At 40.1% G+C, this 15,385-nt stretch carries 16 protein-coding genes; 8 read left to right on the top strand and 8 right to left on the bottom strand.

All coding sequences use genetic code 11. From position 1 onward, the window contains the following. Positions 1-18: 18 nt before the first annotated feature. The 3 genes from KME09_08090 to KME09_08080 all read left to right on the top strand — a co-directional run bounded on the left by KME09_08090 (position 19) and on the right by KME09_08080 (position 3,690). Positions 19-1,389: an MFS transporter gene (locus tag KME09_08090; protein MBW4533885.1), complete on the top strand. Its 1,371-nt coding sequence runs from the start codon at positions 19-21 to the stop codon at positions 1,387-1,389. Between the two features lie 121 nt (positions 1,390-1,510). Further along, positions 1,511-2,674, top strand: coding sequence for a glycosyltransferase family 4 protein (locus KME09_08085; protein MBW4533884.1), 1,164 nt, complete (start codon positions 1,511-1,513; stop codon positions 2,672-2,674). Positions 2,675-2,709: 35 nt separating this feature from the next. Beyond that, a complete protein-coding gene (locus KME09_08080) occupies positions 2,710-3,690 on the top strand; it encodes a glycosyltransferase family 2 protein (GenBank protein ID MBW4533883.1) in 981 nt (326 codons plus the stop codon). A 282-nt stretch (positions 3,691-3,972) separates the two neighbouring features. Here KME09_08080 and KME09_08075 read toward each other — a convergent pair whose 3' ends face one another. Next, complete coding sequence (locus KME09_08075) at positions 3,973-4,224, bottom strand: type II toxin-antitoxin system Phd/YefM family antitoxin (protein ID MBW4533882.1); 252 nt, start codon at positions 4,222-4,224, stop codon at positions 3,973-3,975. Between the two features lie 172 nt (positions 4,225-4,396). Here KME09_08075 and KME09_08070 point away from each other — a divergent pair, with 172 nt between their 5' ends. The 3 genes from KME09_08070 to KME09_08060 all read left to right on the top strand — a co-directional run bounded on the left by KME09_08070 (position 4,397) and on the right by KME09_08060 (position 6,970). After that, on the top strand, positions 4,397-4,978 hold the full coding sequence (locus KME09_08070) for a Uma2 family endonuclease (protein MBW4533881.1): 582 nt from the start codon (positions 4,397-4,399) through the stop codon (positions 4,976-4,978). A gap of 125 nt (positions 4,979-5,103) precedes the next feature. Then, entirely contained in the window at positions 5,104-5,685 is a 582-nt protein-coding gene (locus KME09_08065; protein ID MBW4533880.1) for a Uma2 family endonuclease, read from the top strand. A 19-nt stretch (positions 5,686-5,704) separates the two neighbouring features. After that, on the top strand, positions 5,705-6,970 hold the full coding sequence (locus KME09_08060) for an FGGY-family carbohydrate kinase (protein MBW4533879.1): 1,266 nt from the start codon (positions 5,705-5,707) through the stop codon (positions 6,968-6,970). A gap of 155 nt (positions 6,971-7,125) precedes the next feature. Here the strand turns inward: KME09_08060 and KME09_08055 are convergent, their stop codons facing one another. From KME09_08055 to KME09_08040, 4 genes are read right to left on the bottom strand one after another with little or no spacing between them, the layout of a single operon-like run. Next, complete coding sequence (locus KME09_08055; GenBank protein ID MBW4533878.1) at positions 7,126-7,854, bottom strand: DevA family ABC transporter ATP-binding protein; 729 nt, start codon at positions 7,852-7,854, stop codon at positions 7,126-7,128. A gap of 14 nt (positions 7,855-7,868) precedes the next feature. Then, complete coding sequence (devC, locus tag KME09_08050; GenBank protein MBW4533877.1) at positions 7,869-9,017, bottom strand: ABC transporter permease DevC; 1,149 nt, start codon at positions 9,015-9,017, stop codon at positions 7,869-7,871. 27 nt (positions 9,018-9,044) lie between these two features. Beyond that, positions 9,045-10,328, bottom strand: a complete 1,284-nt coding sequence (locus tag KME09_08045; GenBank protein ID MBW4533876.1) for an HlyD family efflux transporter periplasmic adaptor subunit — start codon at positions 10,326-10,328, stop codon at positions 9,045-9,047. Positions 10,329-10,356: 28 nt separating this feature from the next. Continuing rightward, positions 10,357-10,878 (bottom strand): TetR/AcrR family transcriptional regulator, encoded by a 522-nt coding sequence (locus KME09_08040; GenBank protein MBW4533875.1) that lies wholly within the window; start codon positions 10,876-10,878, stop codon positions 10,357-10,359. Positions 10,879-11,069: 191 nt separating this feature from the next. On the opposite strand from KME09_08040, the gene KME09_08035 reads away from it, so the two are divergent. Together KME09_08035 and lepB are read left to right on the top strand one after the other, a co-directional pair. Beyond that, positions 11,070-11,444 carry a diacylglycerol kinase gene (locus KME09_08035; protein MBW4533874.1) on the top strand — a complete coding sequence of 125 codons (375 nt, stop codon included), beginning with the start codon at positions 11,070-11,072 and terminating at the stop codon, positions 11,442-11,444. A gap of 318 nt (positions 11,445-11,762) precedes the next feature. After that, complete coding sequence (lepB, locus tag KME09_08030) at positions 11,763-12,404, top strand: signal peptidase I (GenBank protein ID MBW4533873.1); 642 nt, start codon at positions 11,763-11,765, stop codon at positions 12,402-12,404. A 112-nt stretch (positions 12,405-12,516) separates the two neighbouring features. On the opposite strand, the gene KME09_08025 is transcribed toward lepB, so the two are convergent. From KME09_08025 to KME09_08015, 3 genes are all read right to left on the bottom strand, one after another. Then, on the bottom strand, positions 12,517-13,257 hold the full coding sequence (locus KME09_08025; protein ID MBW4533872.1) for a response regulator transcription factor: 741 nt from the start codon (positions 13,255-13,257) through the stop codon (positions 12,517-12,519). A 195-nt stretch (positions 13,258-13,452) separates the two neighbouring features. Further along, a complete protein-coding gene (locus KME09_08020; protein MBW4533871.1) occupies positions 13,453-14,610 on the bottom strand; it encodes a pyridoxal phosphate-dependent aminotransferase in 1,158 nt (385 codons plus the stop codon). Positions 14,611-14,786: 176 nt separating this feature from the next. Then, positions 14,787-15,263 (bottom strand): YbjN domain-containing protein, encoded by a 477-nt coding sequence (locus KME09_08015; protein MBW4533870.1) that lies wholly within the window; start codon positions 15,261-15,263, stop codon positions 14,787-14,789. Between the last annotated feature and the right edge of the window lie 122 nt (positions 15,264-15,385).

The following is a 15,385-nucleotide window of genomic DNA, read 5'->3' as shown; positions in this document are numbered from 1 at the left end:
CCAGCTCAACTAGATAAAATGCGCTTGTCGGAATCAGAAACTCCCTCTACTTCAGATAGTAAAACAGAAATAGCAACAGTATCGGACTCTCAAGGATTTGCTCCCGTCTTCAAAAACCAACAGTTTTTAATTCTTTGGAGTGGTCAAATATTTTCTCAGCTAGCGGATAAAATTTATTTGGTGATGATGATTGCGATCGTGGCAAATCAGTTCCAGTTGCCCGATCAGCCCATTAGTAAATGGGTATCACCTATTATGATTGCTTTTACGATTCCTGCGGTGTTGTTTGGCTCTTTGGCGGGGGTATATGTAGATCGCTGGCGCAAAAAACCTGTATTAGTTATTTCTAACTTGCTACGAGGAATTTTAGTACTGACATTGCCACCCTTTTTACTAGTGTCTCAGGGACAAAGTTTATCTGCCTCTATTCCCTGGGGATTTGCTTTAATGCTGGGGGTTACTTTTGCAGTTTCTACCTTCACTCAATTTTTTGCTCCCGCAGAGCAAGCGGTAATTCCTTTAATAGTCAAAGATAAAGATCTCTTGGCAGCTAACTCCCTTTACACCACCACCATGATGGCGCTGTTAATTATTGGTTTTGCAATAGGTGAACCATTGTTAAATATTGCCGATAGTTTAGCTGCTCAAGTTGGTTTACCCTCAAATATTGGGAAAGAAATATTAGTCGGCAGTGCCTATGCGATCGCTGGAATAATTTTACTCACCCTGAAAACGGGAGAGAAGTTAGAACAATCTCACAAAGAAACGCCTCATGTCTTAGCTGATATTAGGGATGGGATTAAATACCTTGGTCAAAATAGCCGTGTGCGTAATGCCTTGATCCAGTTAGTAATTTTGTTCTCAATTTTTGCTGCCCTAGCAGTGCTGGCGGTGAGCATAGCGGATCAAATTCCGCAGATCGCAGCCGAACAGTTTGGTATTTTGCTGGCAGCAGCAGGGATTGGGATGGGTACAAGTGCAGCTATTTTAGGGAGTAAAGGGCAAAATATTAGGCGCGCGCGGTTGAGTCTAATTGGTTCAATTGGGGTGGCTGCTTCTTTAATCGGCTTATCTTTTGCCACGCATAATTTGTGGTTAGCTTTGACGATGACAGCATTAATAGGCGCATTTGCAGCTTTAGTCGGTGTACCAATGCAGACGACAATCCAGTCAAGGACTCCTGAAGCAATGAGAGGAAAAGTATTTGGTTTACAAAATAATGCGGTTAATATTGCTCTTTCCCTGCCTCTAGTGCTAGCTGCCGAAGCAGAAACTCGTTTTGGCTTACCTGGAGTGATGTGGGGTTTGGCGGCGATCGCTGCTTTAGGTGGGATTTTAACTTGGTATATGATGCAAGATGATGATGTTTTGGATCGAGATAAGTCTTAATTTGGGTCAAAAGTATAGGATTTTCTGGAGAAAAAGCCAGAGTTCACCCCTAATCTGGTAAATTAACTAAAGCTAATAAATAGCTTTACTATCGTAGTTGCCTGGGAGAAAGAGCATTTGAATGCATATCGCTTGGCTGGGAAAAAAATCGCCTTTTTGTGGCAATGTAACCTATGGTCGGGAAATAACTAATGCCCTGTTAGATCGAGATTATCAGGTTAGTTTTCTGCATTTTTCTCAACCACAGACAAATTACGCGCATCATCTAACTCAGGAGTCACAAGCTTGGTCAAACTGCCATGAGGTTTCCCTACCGTTTATTTATAAATCTCAGGTTTATACGATTCCTACCTTTAAGTCGAGTAAGGTATTATTGCGATCGCTCCAACGGTTAAAACCAGATCTAGTTCACGCTTCATTAACTTTGTCTCCCCTAGATTTTCGGCTGCCCGATATTTGCGAGGAGTTGAATCTTCCTCTGGTTGCTACTTTTCATCCCGCCTTTGACAGCAAAATTCGTAATCTTAAGTCTAGTACTCAATACCTCACCTATCAGCTATATGCACCATTTCTCGCGCGCTATGATCGAGTAATTGTCTTTAGTGAGATCCAGCGAGATTTACTGATTAAACTGGGTGTACCAGGCGAGCGCGTGATGATTATTCCTAATGGTGTCGATCAGCATAAATATTCTCCAGGTCATTCCAGCCTCAAATATCAGCTAGGAGCGAAAAGACTGTTTGTTTATCAAGGGCGTATCGCCACCGAGAAAAATATTGAGGCTTTATTAAAAGCTTGGAAATTAGCGGACTTGGGAGAAAGTTGTCAGCTATTAATGGTTGGGGATGGCCCGTTGAGAAGTTCTTTGGAGCTTAATTATGGTAAAGAACATAATATTATTTGGCTGGGTTATATTTCCAACGAGCAACAGCGTATCAATATTTTGCGGGCTGCGGATGCCTTTATTTTGCCCTCTTTAGTAGAAGGTTTATCTATTTCCCTTCTAGAAGCAATGTCTTGCGGTACGGCTTGTCTAGCTACCGATGCGGGGGCAGATGGGGAAGTGTTAGAGCAGGGAGCGGGAGTAGTGTTGGATACTCAAGAAGTGACCTCACAGTTAAAAACTCTGCTACCTTTATTTCGCGATCATCCTGAAATGACTGATTTATTGGGTCAAAAGGCTCGTAAAAGAGTTCTGGAAAGATATACTCTAGAGCAAAATATTACCAAGTTAGAACGGCTATATTTAGAAATTGCTAATCGACAATTAATTATTAATAACTAATAATTGCTACTGGCGTTTCTTTTCGGGCAAAGATTGTGGTTCAAGTTAGTGTAATTATTCCTGCCTATAATGGCGATCGCTATTTAGCAGAGGCGATCGATAGTGTGTTGCAACAAACCTATCAAGATTATGAAATTATTGTCGTCGATGATGGTTCAACTGATAATACCGCTCAAGTAGCTCAAAAATATGGCAAGGCGGTTCGATATTTGAGCCAAACTAATCAAGGAGTAGCAGCTAGCCGTAATCTTGGTTTAGCAGCAGCCTTGGGTGACTATATCGCCTTTTTAGATCAAGATGATATCTTTTTGCCTGATAAGCTATCCTCTCAAGTAGCGCTACTCAAGCAAGATGCCGATTTAGGAATGGTTAACAGTGGTTGGCAAATCTACCGAGAAAACCAGATCGGCGATCGCCAAAGTGAAGTAGAAGCAGCGGTGCAGCCGTGGCAACAAATACCTCAGCTTACGGCGACTAATCTCATCATTTGGAAACCAGTTTTTTTAGGGGCAATACTGTTTCGCCGTAATTGGCTGGAGAGAGCGGGCGGTTTTAACACTACTCTAGAACAAACCCCTGATGTCGATTTAGTCATGCGTCTTGCCAAGATTGGCTGTTCCGCTGCATGGGTAGAAAAAGTAACGGTGAGATATCGACAACATGAAACTAATGCGTCTAAAAATGCCTTGTTGCAAGCTCAAGAGTTAAACCAAATTACGGCTAAATTTTTCACTCAAGCTACTCTGACTCCAGAACTAAAAACTGTAGAGGCGCAATCTCGTTATCAAAGTCTAATTTGGAGCGCCTGGCGACTACATCAAACAGGGTATCTAAGGGAGATGACTAATTATTTAAGTGAGTCTCAAGCTTATAGTCATCAATATCCCACCAAGATACCTTTAGACTGGCTCGAATCTTTTAAAAACTATTCGGCTGAATATGGTCAACAGTTTGATGCTAGTACTTTAATCGCTTCTGATGAATGGCAAAATTTATTGCATCAATGTACATTGTGAACTTGAAATGTACTAATTTACCTACGAATAGGCGATCGCCACAGCGCGATCGCAATCGATCGCCAAAGAAATATTATTGATAGTGACCGCCAATAGCAAAAATATAGATATAGTGGTCATCAAATTTATAAAGGGGCGAAGCCATAAGCTATAAGCTATAAGCTATAAGCCATAAGCCATAAGCTATAAGCTGCAATCGTGATGCAGGTATTAAACCTCCCCTGATTTGTAGACCACTAAACTTTGTTTGGTGGGGGTATTAAACCCGATAGCTACTAAGGCTCAGAGCTTAGAGCTTTTTTGATAACCGCATTTTTGAAGGTTAGTTTGGCTCGAATCAGCAATTTGCTGCATCAAGCTCTGATTTTGTAATATATAAAGGGTCTCTTGCTCTCTTTCCCAGTCTTCTGCACTGATTACGACAAAATTTTCTCTATTCCGTCGCGTAACTTTTAGTGGCTGATGTTGACTAATTACTTGTTCTACAAAGTGTTTCAGGTTTTCTCTAAACCGATTGACACTAATACTGTCCATTATTTTGATAGTTGTACGATGTTACCGTACATTATAAGTAATCGCGTCATATCTCACCTCAATATCTCTTAGGGCGATTAGGCTATGTCTAGCCTTCGGATCGTCTTAAAAATTCAACCAACAGAATTACAAGCTTTAAAATAGTAACTGAAGAGATTGAGCAAGAAAAACAATGGAAGCAATTTCTGTACCCAAAGGATTTAGAGTAACTCCAGAACAATTCGAGCAACTAGCATACGCCGAACAAATAGCACGAATGGAGTTAACTAAAAGTGGAGAATTAATTATTATGAGTCCCACTGGCGGAACAGCAGGAAGAAAAAATAGCCGTTTAACTCAGCAAGTTAGAAATTGGACAGATCGAGATACTACAGGAGAGGCTTTTGATTCTTCAACTGTGTTTGTATTACCTAATGGTGCAAGAAGAAGTCCTGACGTTAGCTGGATTAAATTAGAACGGTGGAATCAGCTTACTCAAGCGCAACAAGATGGTTTTCCTCCCCTTGCTCCCGATTTTGTGATCGAACTAGTCAGTCCTAGCGATCTGAAAAATCAGCGCTACGAAGATCTACAAGGGAAGATGCAGGAATATATTGATAATGATGTCCAGCTTGGTTGGTTAATTGAGCCAGCCGCTAAAACAGTAGAAATATATCGCCCAGACAAACAGGTAGAAGTTTTAAATAATCCGCAAACTTTATCAGGGGAAGATGTTTTACCTGGATTTACTCTAGATTTAAATGATATTTTTTGATCGCCATGCTTAATTAGTTAGTTAATCTTGCTCATACAAATTTGTTAAATCCGCCAGAATAATCTGAATTATCATGATTGTTTAAGATTTAAAATGGTAACTGAAAAGATTGAGTAAGCAAAACAATGGAAGCGATTTCCATACCCAAAGGATTTAGGGTAACTCCAGAACAATTTGAGCAACTAGCATACGCCGAACAAGTAGCGCGAATGGAGTTAACCAAAGATGGAGAATTGATTATTATGAGTCCTACTGACGGTACAGCGGGAGGAAAAAACTTTAATCTATATTTAGATTTTGGTATTTGGAATCGTCAGACTAAATTAGGAAAAGCTTTTGATTCTTCGACAATTTTTGTTTTACCCAATGGTGCGAGAAGAAGTCCAGATGTTAGTTGGATTAGATTAGAACGATGGAATCAGCTCACTCAAGTGCAACAAGATGGTTTTCCTCCCCTTGCTCCCGATTTTGTGATTGAATTAGTTAGTCCTAGCGATCTGAAAAATCAGCGCTATGAAGATCTACAAGGGAAGATGCAGGAATATATTGATAATGGTGTCCAGCTTGGTTGGTTAATTGAGCCAGCCGCTAAAACAGTAGAAATATATCGCCCAGGCAAGCAGGTAGAAGTTTTAAATAATCCTCGGACTCTATTAGGAGACGGTGTTTTACCTGGGTTTGTTTTGGATTTAGGTGAGATTTTTTAAATGTCCTACAGACAATAAAATGAATTGCTATCTTGGTATTGATTTTGGGACTTCTGGAGCCAGAGCGATCGCAATCGATCGCCAAAAAAACATTATTGACACTCAGCAATTTAGTTTTGGTAGTATTCCCTCACATCAATTAGCTCAGGTTTGGCAAGATACTTTATTTGAGTTGATTACTCAGATACCCGTTAAGGTTAGGGAAAATATTCAGGCGATCGCTATTAACGGAACTTCTTCTACCGTATTACTATGTGATGCTGTGGGTAAACCCATCACCGAACCTCTTCTATACAATGACTCTAGAGGACAAGCAGTGTTAGAGCGGGTTAAAGCGATCGCTCCTAATAATCATGTGGTAATTAGCGCCACTTCCAGTCTGGCAAAATTAATTTGGTGGAGTGAACAGCCTTACTTTAAGCAAGCTCATTATTTACTACATCAGGCTGATTGGTTGGCTTATTTGCTCCACGGTAAGTTAGGTATCAGCGATTATCACAATGCTCTGAAGTTGGGATACGACGTAGATGATCTGCGTTATCCCCAGTGGTTACGAGATTTACCTTTTAGTCATCTTTATCCCCAGGTTTTAGCTCCTGGTGCGTCTGTGGGAGTGTTAAGTGAGACTAATCAGCGTTTAAATTTACCGCCCAACTGTATCGTTAAGATTGGTACAACGGACAGTATTGCTGCATTTCTGGCTAGTGGTGCTAACCAACCAGGAGAAGCCGTTACATCCCTTGGCTCTACTTTGGTTTTAAAATTATTGAGTCGTACCAAAGTTACTGCTGCTGAATTTGGGATCTATAGCCATAAACTAGGAAAATTATGGTTGACTGGCGGTGCTTCTAATACAGGTGGCGCTGTACTCCAGCATTTCTTTAGTAACGAGCAGCTAGAACAACTTTCTGGGCAAATCAATCCCAATATTGCTAGTCCTCTGGAGTATTATCCCTTAATCGAGCCAGGCGATCGCTTTCCCATCAATGATCCTAATTTACTTCCCCAGTTAGAACCTCGTCCCCGCGAACCCAGAGAATTTCTTCATGGTTTATTAGAGAGTATTTCCCGTATTGAAAAGTTAGGCTATCAAAAATTGCAAAGCCTCGGTGCCGATCGATTAACTCGTGTTTACACAGCAGGAGGGGGAGCGAAAAACCTGACTTGGCAGAAAATTCGCCAGCGACATCTTCAAGTATCAGTTAGCTCGGCAAATTATACTGAGGCAGCTTATGGTAGTGCTTTGCTAGCTGCGGATCAATCCGTCATCTCTTTAATACAATAGTTTAAAGTTGCACTTAATAGTAAGTCTCGCGCAAAGGCTCAAAGACGCAAAGACGGACGCGAAGCTATTATTTTAGTGAATCCTTTAGGACTCCTAGTCTCCAAGTCACTCAGTCTCCCAGTCAGGCATAACAAGCAAATTAAATGATGAACAGCTTACTGTTTGCTATCTAAAATAATTTTGCCATCTTCTAGTTCCACGATGCGATCAGCTACATCCAAAATACGATTATCGTGAGTCACAATTAAAATAGTGCAGCCTTGTTCCCTAGCTAGCTGCTGCATTAACTCCACTACATCCCTACCCGACTTACTATCTAAAGCGGCGGTGGGTTCATCTGCCAGTACCATTTTGGGATGAGAAACCAAAGCACGAGCGATCGCCACTCGTTGTTTTTGTCCCCCAGAGAGATTTTGAGGATAATAATTAATATGATCGCTTAAACCTACGGCTTCTAATAAGGCGATCGCTCTTTGTTCTATTTCTGTGGTTTTGATGCCATGATGTAGCTCTAATGACATCTGGACATTTTGTTTTGCTGTCAAGGAAGCCAATAAATTATGTGCTTGAAAAATATAGCCAATATTTTTTCTAGTTTGTACCAGTTTATTTTTTTTCGCCCCGACTAATTCTTCCCCAAATACTTGCAAACTACCTGATTGGGCCGATCGTAATCCTCCCATTAAAGTTAGCAAAGTGGTTTTACCTGAACCAGAAGGCCCTTTTAAAATAATTACTTCTCCTGAATTAAGAGTTAAATTAATATCAAATAAAATTTGTTTTTTTAATTTTCCTTCCCCAAAGAAATGATTGAGGTTGTGTATATTAACAACTTGGTTGGTTGTCGATGGTTGATGGTTGATGGTTGATGGGATGTTATTCATCGATTAACAATTAACTAAAAAATATCTGCGGGATCGGCTGCGCTCAATTTCCTCACAGCAACAGTACCTGAAGCACAACACATTATGACAGTTAGAATTAAGACTGTGATAGCTCGATTGGCTGTCATGGCTAGAGGTAAAGCGGTTGCTCCTGCTGCCAAACTATATAAGCCTGTAGCAATCAAATAACCAGGCAGGAATCCTAATACAGCTAAGATAATTGCTTCTTGAAAGACTAAAACTACAAAATAGCTATCCTTATACCCCATTGCTTTGAGGGTGGCATATTCAGGTAAATGATTAGCAACATCTGTATAAAGAATTTGATAGACAATAACTATTCCCACGACAAAACCGATCGCTGTGCCGAGAGTAAAAATAAACCCAATCGCCGTGGCATTTTGCCAATAGGATATTTCGTTTTGAATAAATTCTTCTCGGTCGAAAATCTCGACATCTTTTGGTAGTTTAGCTTCTAGAGTTGCTTTGACAGACTCTAAATTTGCTCCTGGTTTGAGATTAATAATTCCCATATCAATTAATCCCTTTTGGCGATCGGGAAATAGGCGCAAAAAATTAGTATCACTCGTCAGAATATTGCCATCAGCAGCAAAAGAAGCTCCCATCGTAAATATTCCTCCCACAGTTACTTTGCGAGAATCAACTTCAGCTTTTACCACTTTATTTTGGGCTAATAAATCAGGAATTGGGCCAAACTCTACTCGCGAACTATCGTCAAATAAAACTACGTCTGGTAATTTGATTTGGTCAATATTTTGTTGAATACCTGGGAACTTTACAGGATTTTGGGCAGGATTAAAAGCGATCGTTAAAATAGTGCGGGTGTTACGCTTAATCGGATTTTTCCAAGAGCCAAAATTAAGATAAATTGGCACTGCTGACTCTACTTGGTCAACTGCTAAAGACTGATATAAACGTCTTTCTGAAAAAGTTTTGGTAAAGCCCAAAGCATCAGATTGTGGACTCATGAGAAATATATCTCCTGTCAGTGCTTTGTGAAAAGTAACAGTACTATCAAACAAAGCTGCCTGAAAACCTAGCTGAATAAACATGAGCATATCTGCAAAACCAATACCCGCTAAAGCAATTAGCAATCGCGATTTTTCATGACTTAACTGTAACCAAGAGAGAGGGATTTTCATTACTAATTACTGATTACTGATTACTGATTACAAATTAATTTTGACGATCGCCTTAGAATTGGTCAGATGAGAGACACGGCTACTAGTTTCAGGATCGAAATGTATTTCGACTTCCACAACTCTGCTATCGACATCCGCAGCAGGATCGGTACTGAGGACATCTTGTTTGCCAATTTTTAAGCCGATTTGACGGACTTCTCCTGTAAGTTCTTCGGTAAATGCGCCTGTTTCACTGGTGATGCTGGCAGTTTGTCCGACTTTAACTTTGCCAATATCGCTTTCGTAAACTTCCGCAACAAGCATCATTTTGCTGGTTTGAGCAAATTCTACGATCCCGTCATCACCGACTTCTTCTCCTGGATAAGCATTGATTTTAATAATTTGTCCGTCGCTCGGTGCTTTGACTTTGGTAAGTTCTAAGTCTTCTTCTACCTGGCGCAAAGTGGCGATCGCTTTATCCAACTCTGCCTGTGCTTTGATCACATCTACATCTCTGACTTCACCAACACTATCTAAAGTTGCTTCTGCTGCGCTAATTTGCTGTTGCAGCGTATTTTTGTTTTGTAGAGCGATCGCTTGAGCTTGATTGATTTGTTGTTGTAAAGTGGTTCGAGTGCGATTATAACTGGCTTGAGCTTCAGCTACTGCTGTGGTTGCTGTATCTAAGGTAAGACGGCGAGAATCCAAATCTGATGCGGAGATGACTCCCTGTTGCGCTAATTGTTGATAGCGTTTAAATTCGCTGGTTGCATTACGTAATTCTGCCTGCAAACGCTCTATTGTGGCTTGCTTTTCTAACCTTTCGGTACTTAGTTGAGCTTGTAAGCGAGCTACTTCTGCCTCATTGGCGACTATTTCTCCTTCTAACTCGGCTTTATACCGTTGAAGATTTGCTACCTGTGCATTGATATCTCCTCGTTTTGCTCCCGCTTTAATAATGTCTAAATCTGCCTGTGCTACCTTTACTTCTTGGCGTGCTACCTTTAAAGCTGCATTGGCACGTCTATGGTTATCCAACAAAGCAATAGTTTCTCCTGCCGTGACGCGATCGCCTTCTTCTACTAGTAACTGCGATATTTTCGACCCTCCTAAGTCTGGAGAGGGTGCAAGTTGAATCATTTCTCCTTGGGGTTCAATCCTCCCTAAAGCTGTCACAGCTCTTATGGGTTGAGGTTTGATGACTTCAGTTTCTTCTTCGGTAGCTGTTTGACTAACACTATAGATAGTGGTCACACCTGCCAGTGCCAAACCCGCTAAACAAAGAGCAATGATTAATTTATTATTTAACGGTAACTTGTGTAGTCTATCCATAATTTTTTTAGCAATAATCAATAATTAATCAATAATTAGATTTTCTTTCTTTGATGGGAGACAACAATAAATCGAGCAAAAATTTGCCAAAATCTTTCATGCTGAGATCGAATTTTTTGTCTCTTTCACTACGCTCCCAGAAGCCCATAAAGGCAAAATAGCCAATTTCTGCTTTGTGTCTGGCTTCTGTTTCATCAAAACCATAGTCTTGCAATAGTTGATTTAGATAATCAACTCGTCTAGTTTCGACAATACGTACACGCTCTTGTACGATGGGTTCTTGATTTGCCCAAGTAAAAATAGCTGCTTCGGGATCTGGTAGGTGACACAATTCTTCTCCCAAGGCAAACAATTTAATTAGCCGAGCTTCTGGAGTAGTTTCTTTTTGCGATTCCTCTATGAGCCATAAAGTTTCGGTTTCCCAACGTTTTAAGATTTCTTCCAGTAATTCTCGGCGATTTTTAAAATGCCAATAAAAACTACCTCTACTAACCTCTAGTTGATGTGCTAATACTTCTACTTTGACGGCTGCAACCCCTTGATTTGCCATCAATACCCATCCTGCATTAATCCAGTCTGCTTTTGTGAGAGTCAATTCTTTGTTTCCATACAGCAATGTATGTTTTTAGTCTAAATAAAAAAAACACGACTGTCAATACAGCAGTGTATGTTGAATATTTTGGCAATTAATTATATTTAACTTGTAAGATTAGTTCAGCTTCTTTAAAAAATTATTTGCTCATGACTAACAAATTTCGCGCCACTGGCTATCATCCCGTACGCAAGCTAAAAGTCATCCTCTCAGGTCTTCATGTTGCGGTAGTGACTGATTTTAGTGTTGCTTACAAAGTAATTTTATCTATACCCGTTTTAAGCGGTTCTTTTTTCTTGCGTCAGTGGGTAGATATCAGCTTGATCTTGTTAGCTATGGGATTGATGCTAATTTCTGAATTGTTTAACAGTGCGATCGAAGTTTTGTGCGATTTTGTAGAACCTAAGCACAATAAGCGTATCGGAGTCATTAAAGATATTGCAGCGGCGGCGACTGGGCTAAGTATTATGGTGTGGGCAGCAATTTTAATTATTGAAAGCATTCGCCTTTTGAAACTACAGTAAGGAAACTGAAAAGTTTCATCTCTTATCCTACTACTGCTTTGCGCTATTTACGAGCCGATTACTATTGATGTCCTAATCTGCGGCGGCTTTTCCTAAAGGACGACGCGTAGCTAGTGCTTTAGCATAAGCTTCGTGACCGTAGGGAATCCTTTAGGGCAAATGAGTGTGAATCTTCACGTTGTACCCTTGTGGTATACTCAAAACGCGCCGCTAACTTTGTACGGCTATAAAATTTGTGCCACAAGATTACTATCAAATTGACATAGCAGCGACATTTAATCTAGCTAAACTTAGGTAAAATTATGCAAATTTTTAATTATGCCCACAGCTAAAAAACAGTTAAATCGTCGATCAAAGCCTGAAAACATTTGGATTGAAAATATTAAAACTTTGGGACTAAGCTTATTTTTGGCATTTGGAATTCGCACCTTTATTGCTGAAGCGCGTTATATTCCTTCAGGCTCGATGTTACCTACTTTGCAAATCGACGATCGCCTAATTATCGACAAAATTAGTTACGATTTTAGCGATCCTAAACGAGGCGATATTGTAGTTTTTAATCCCCCCCCTACATTACAACAAGAGAATTACCATCAGGCTTTCATTAAACGAGTTATCGGGTTGCCTGGAGATAAAGTTGAGATCAAAAATGGTCGGGTTTTGGTTAACAATATTCCCCTAACAGAAAATTATCTTGAAGCTCGATCAAATTATCAATGGGGGCCAGAAATTGTGCCTGCTGAATCTTATTTAGTGTTGGGTGATAATCGCAACGATAGCTATGACAGTCGTTACTGGGGTTTTGTTCCGCGCCAAAATATTATTGGTAAAGCAGTGTTTCGTTTTTGGCCTATTAATCGTCTTGGGGAAATAGATCGTTCTGTTTATGTAGGTAAAGATACGACTGGTGCGGATTACCTAATCAATAAAAGCGCAACTGCTGATGCCAAGGTTAAATAGGTAGCTCAAATTAATTAGAAGGTTGAGAGTAAAGAAAAGTCGATATTTTGCTTGAACGGCAATTTACTATCAGTTTAGTGATTAGCACTTGGTACCACCGACTCTCTTTTGACTAAGCCGTAACCTTGTCTTCTTGAACTAATATTTGTTCAGTGCTAGGAAGTTCCAGGCAATATCCTGCACCGTAAACCGTTTTAATATAGTTGGGATGGCGAGGATCTGGTTCTAACTTAGTTCTTAAATGGCGAATATGCACCCGAATGGTTTCAATATCATCGTCAGGATCGTAACCCCATACTTCTTTAAGTATCTCTGGTGGAGCGACAGTTTGACCATGACGTTGCAAAAGACAATGCAGCAATTCAAACTCCAGGTGAGTTAGTTTAACTGTTCTTTCAAACCAAATCGCTTCAAAACGCTCAGGAATTAGAGTTAAAGGCCCAAAATTGAGAATTTCAGAGTGCTTGGCAGCTTGAGGAATGCGATCGGTACGACGCAGTAAAGCTCTAACTCTAGCTAACATTTCCTCCACTTCAAAAGGCTTAGTTAGATAATCATCTGCACCAGCATTAAAACCTTCCACCTTATCTTGGGTTTGTCCCAAAGCAGTTAACATTAAAACTGGAATGTCGGACGTGCGATCGTCACGGCGCAACCTTTGACAAACTGTAAAGCCGTCAACTTTAGGCAACATTAGATCGAGCATAATTAAGTCTGGCTGTAGCTGCACTGCTAAAGCTTGTCCCTTGATGCCGTCTTCCGCCTGATTAACGTCATAACCAGCCATCTCTAGGTTGATCGAGACTAATTCAGAGATTGCGGGATCGTCGTCAATTACTAGTATTCTTGGCATATTAAAAAAATATGGTGGATATTTATTTTTGGTAATAAAACGCTCGTGTAATTTGGCTTAACACAAAAAACTAAGATACGTAACAAACCCTGTCCTGATTATAAGCAAAAATGCTCATTTTATTTAAGTTACCGATCATATGTTAAAGATTGGTAAACTTTTATCACGATTATAGATGCTTATCGGGTTAAATTATCACTTGACAAACTCTGCGAGTCTTCTAATCCCTTCCTCGATCGTATCGAGATCGGTAGCGTAGGACAAGCGGATACAGTTATCGGTACCAAAAGCAATACCAGGGATTACAGCAACCTGTTTAGTTTCGAGTAGTTCTTGGCAGAAGGCAAGAGATTGTTTACCCGTTTTAGATATATCGACAAAAAGATAAAAAGCACCATCGGGTTTAGGACAACTCAACTGAGGAATATCGTTAATCGCCTGATACATATAGTTGCGACGTTGAGCAAAGGCTGTTAACATTTCTTGCACACATGCCTGAGATGCTTCTAAAGCAGCGATCGCGCCATATTGAGCAAAGGTGCAAACATTAGAAGTGCTATGACTTTGAATTTTTGTCATTGCTTTAATGATTTCTAGGGGAGCTGCGGTATATCCTACGCGCCACCCCGTCATCGAATGGCTTTTGGCAAAACCACTACTGACAATAGTGCGGGCAAAGATTGACTCATCGATTGAACCAATACTCAGATGTTCGACATCATCATAAATAATTTTTTCATAAATCTCATCGGAGACAACCAAGATATCTCGTTCCACAATTACCTGAGCCAAAGCTCGAATTTCTGCTGGAGAATAAACCATTCCCGTCGGATTCGAGGGAGAATTCAAGACAAACAGCTTGGTTTTGGGCGTAATTGCCCGATCTAACTGTTCGGCAGTAATTTTATAGTTGTTCTCAGCTAAGGTATCAACAATTACGGGAGTACCATCAGCCAACTTGACCATTTCTGGATAGCTTAACCAGTAAGGAGCAGGGATAATCACCTCGTCTCCTTGCTCAATCAAGACTTGCATCAGGTTATATAAAGAAAACTTACCGCCATTAGTCACAATGATATTCTCTGGTTCATAGTGCAGATTATTATCTTGCTCTAATTTTTTGGCGATCGCTTGTCTTAATTTTAATTCTCCCGCAGCAGCACCGTAGCGAGTTTTACCTTCGTCGATGGCAGTTTTAGCAGCTTCACAAATATGTTTAGGGGTGGGAAAATCTGGCTCTCCTGCACTAAAGCTACAAACATCAATTCCCTTAGCTTGCATTTCTTTAGCTTTGGCAGAAATTGCTAAGGTAACAGAAGCCGATACGTAATTTGCTCTCGCTGCTAATTCCATTTAATTCAAATTAATTCAAACTCAAGATATTTCGACATTGCACCCCAAAGGATGTTATCTAGTGTCGCAAAGACTAGTTAGCTTAACTGATATCCTGGCACTTTTCTTTACATTTACCCTACTATTGTCAGCAAATTAGGATTATTTGAACTACATAACTTCATTCCAGGCTAAATTTATGAGCCACCGAATTCTGCTTTTAACAGATCATCATTATCATCTGCAAGATTGGCGACAAGAGTAATTAAGCGAGAAATTTCTCCAGGATACATATCCGCTACGGTGCGTTGTGCTGAGATCATTACCTTGTCATCATGAATACTAAAGCAGGTTTCAAAAGTGCCAGTCCAATTCATTTCTAACAAACGACGCATTAATCCAGGCTCATCACGAGCAGGAAGTCGCAATAAGCTTGACCAAACCGTTAATAAATCATTTTCGCTTTCTCCAGTAAGCTGAACAAAAACTTCGACACTGCCATAGGTAAACTTCCAGACAGTACCCTCATCCGTGTGACTTACCATCGCTGTATTGTCCTGATCGAGACTAGAAATTACCGTTTCAATCACTTCTTGATGGGTAGAGTTGTCTTTAATTAACTCATCCTCAGCTTGGTTAATGTTTGCTTCTGAATTGGAAATTTGACCAACCATATTGAATTCCTATAGCTATATTAAAATGCCAACATCGTGAATTTAGCATTAAGTGTTGATAATTACTAATATTACACCCCTTAATTTTAACCTTGTCTTGAGTATTGAAGTTTAACAGCTAA

The sequence above is a fragment of the Pleurocapsa minor HA4230-MV1 genome (genome assembly GCA_019359095.1).
In the GTDB taxonomy this organism is placed as follows: Bacteria; Cyanobacteriota; Cyanobacteriia; order Cyanobacteriales; family Xenococcaceae; genus Waterburya; species Waterburya minor.
Note: the sequence above shows the minus strand (reverse complement) of the source record. Positions and strands in the feature narration are given on the sequence as shown.

Coding starts and splice junctions, on each gene's coding strand:
- KME09_08070 (MBW4533881.1), top strand. CDS start 4,397: ATGGAAGCAATTTCTGTACCCAAAGGATTTAGAGTAACTCCAGAACAA.
- KME09_08035 (MBW4533874.1), top strand. CDS start 11,070: ATGACTAACAAATTTCGCGCCACTGGCTATCATCCCGTACGCAAGCTA.
- KME09_08025 (MBW4533872.1), bottom strand. CDS start 13,257: ATGCCAAGAATACTAGTAATTGACGACGATCCCGCAATCTCTGAATTA.
- KME09_08045 (MBW4533876.1), bottom strand. CDS start 10,328: ATGGATAGACTACACAAGTTACCGTTAAATAATAAATTAATCATTGCT.
- KME09_08040 (MBW4533875.1), bottom strand. CDS start 10,878: ATGGCAAATCAAGGGGTTGCAGCCGTCAAAGTAGAAGTATTAGCACAT.
- KME09_08060 (MBW4533879.1), top strand. CDS start 5,705: ATGAATTGCTATCTTGGTATTGATTTTGGGACTTCTGGAGCCAGAGCG.
- devC (MBW4533877.1), bottom strand. CDS start 9,017: ATGAAAATCCCTCTCTCTTGGTTACAGTTAAGTCATGAAAAATCGCGA.
- KME09_08020 (MBW4533871.1), bottom strand. CDS start 14,610: ATGGAATTAGCAGCGAGAGCAAATTACGTATCGGCTTCTGTTACCTTA.
- KME09_08065 (MBW4533880.1), top strand. CDS start 5,104: ATGGAAGCGATTTCCATACCCAAAGGATTTAGGGTAACTCCAGAACAA.
- lepB (MBW4533873.1), top strand. CDS start 11,763: ATGCCCACAGCTAAAAAACAGTTAAATCGTCGATCAAAGCCTGAAAAC.
- KME09_08075 (MBW4533882.1), bottom strand. CDS start 4,224: ATGGACAGTATTAGTGTCAATCGGTTTAGAGAAAACCTGAAACACTTT.
- KME09_08090 (MBW4533885.1), top strand. CDS start 19: ATGCGCTTGTCGGAATCAGAAACTCCCTCTACTTCAGATAGTAAAACA.
- KME09_08085 (MBW4533884.1), top strand. CDS start 1,511: ATGCATATCGCTTGGCTGGGAAAAAAATCGCCTTTTTGTGGCAATGTA.
- KME09_08015 (MBW4533870.1), bottom strand. CDS start 15,263: ATGGTTGGTCAAATTTCCAATTCAGAAGCAAACATTAACCAAGCTGAG.
- KME09_08055 (MBW4533878.1), bottom strand. CDS start 7,854: ATGAATAACATCCCATCAACCATCAACCATCAACCATCGACAACCAAC.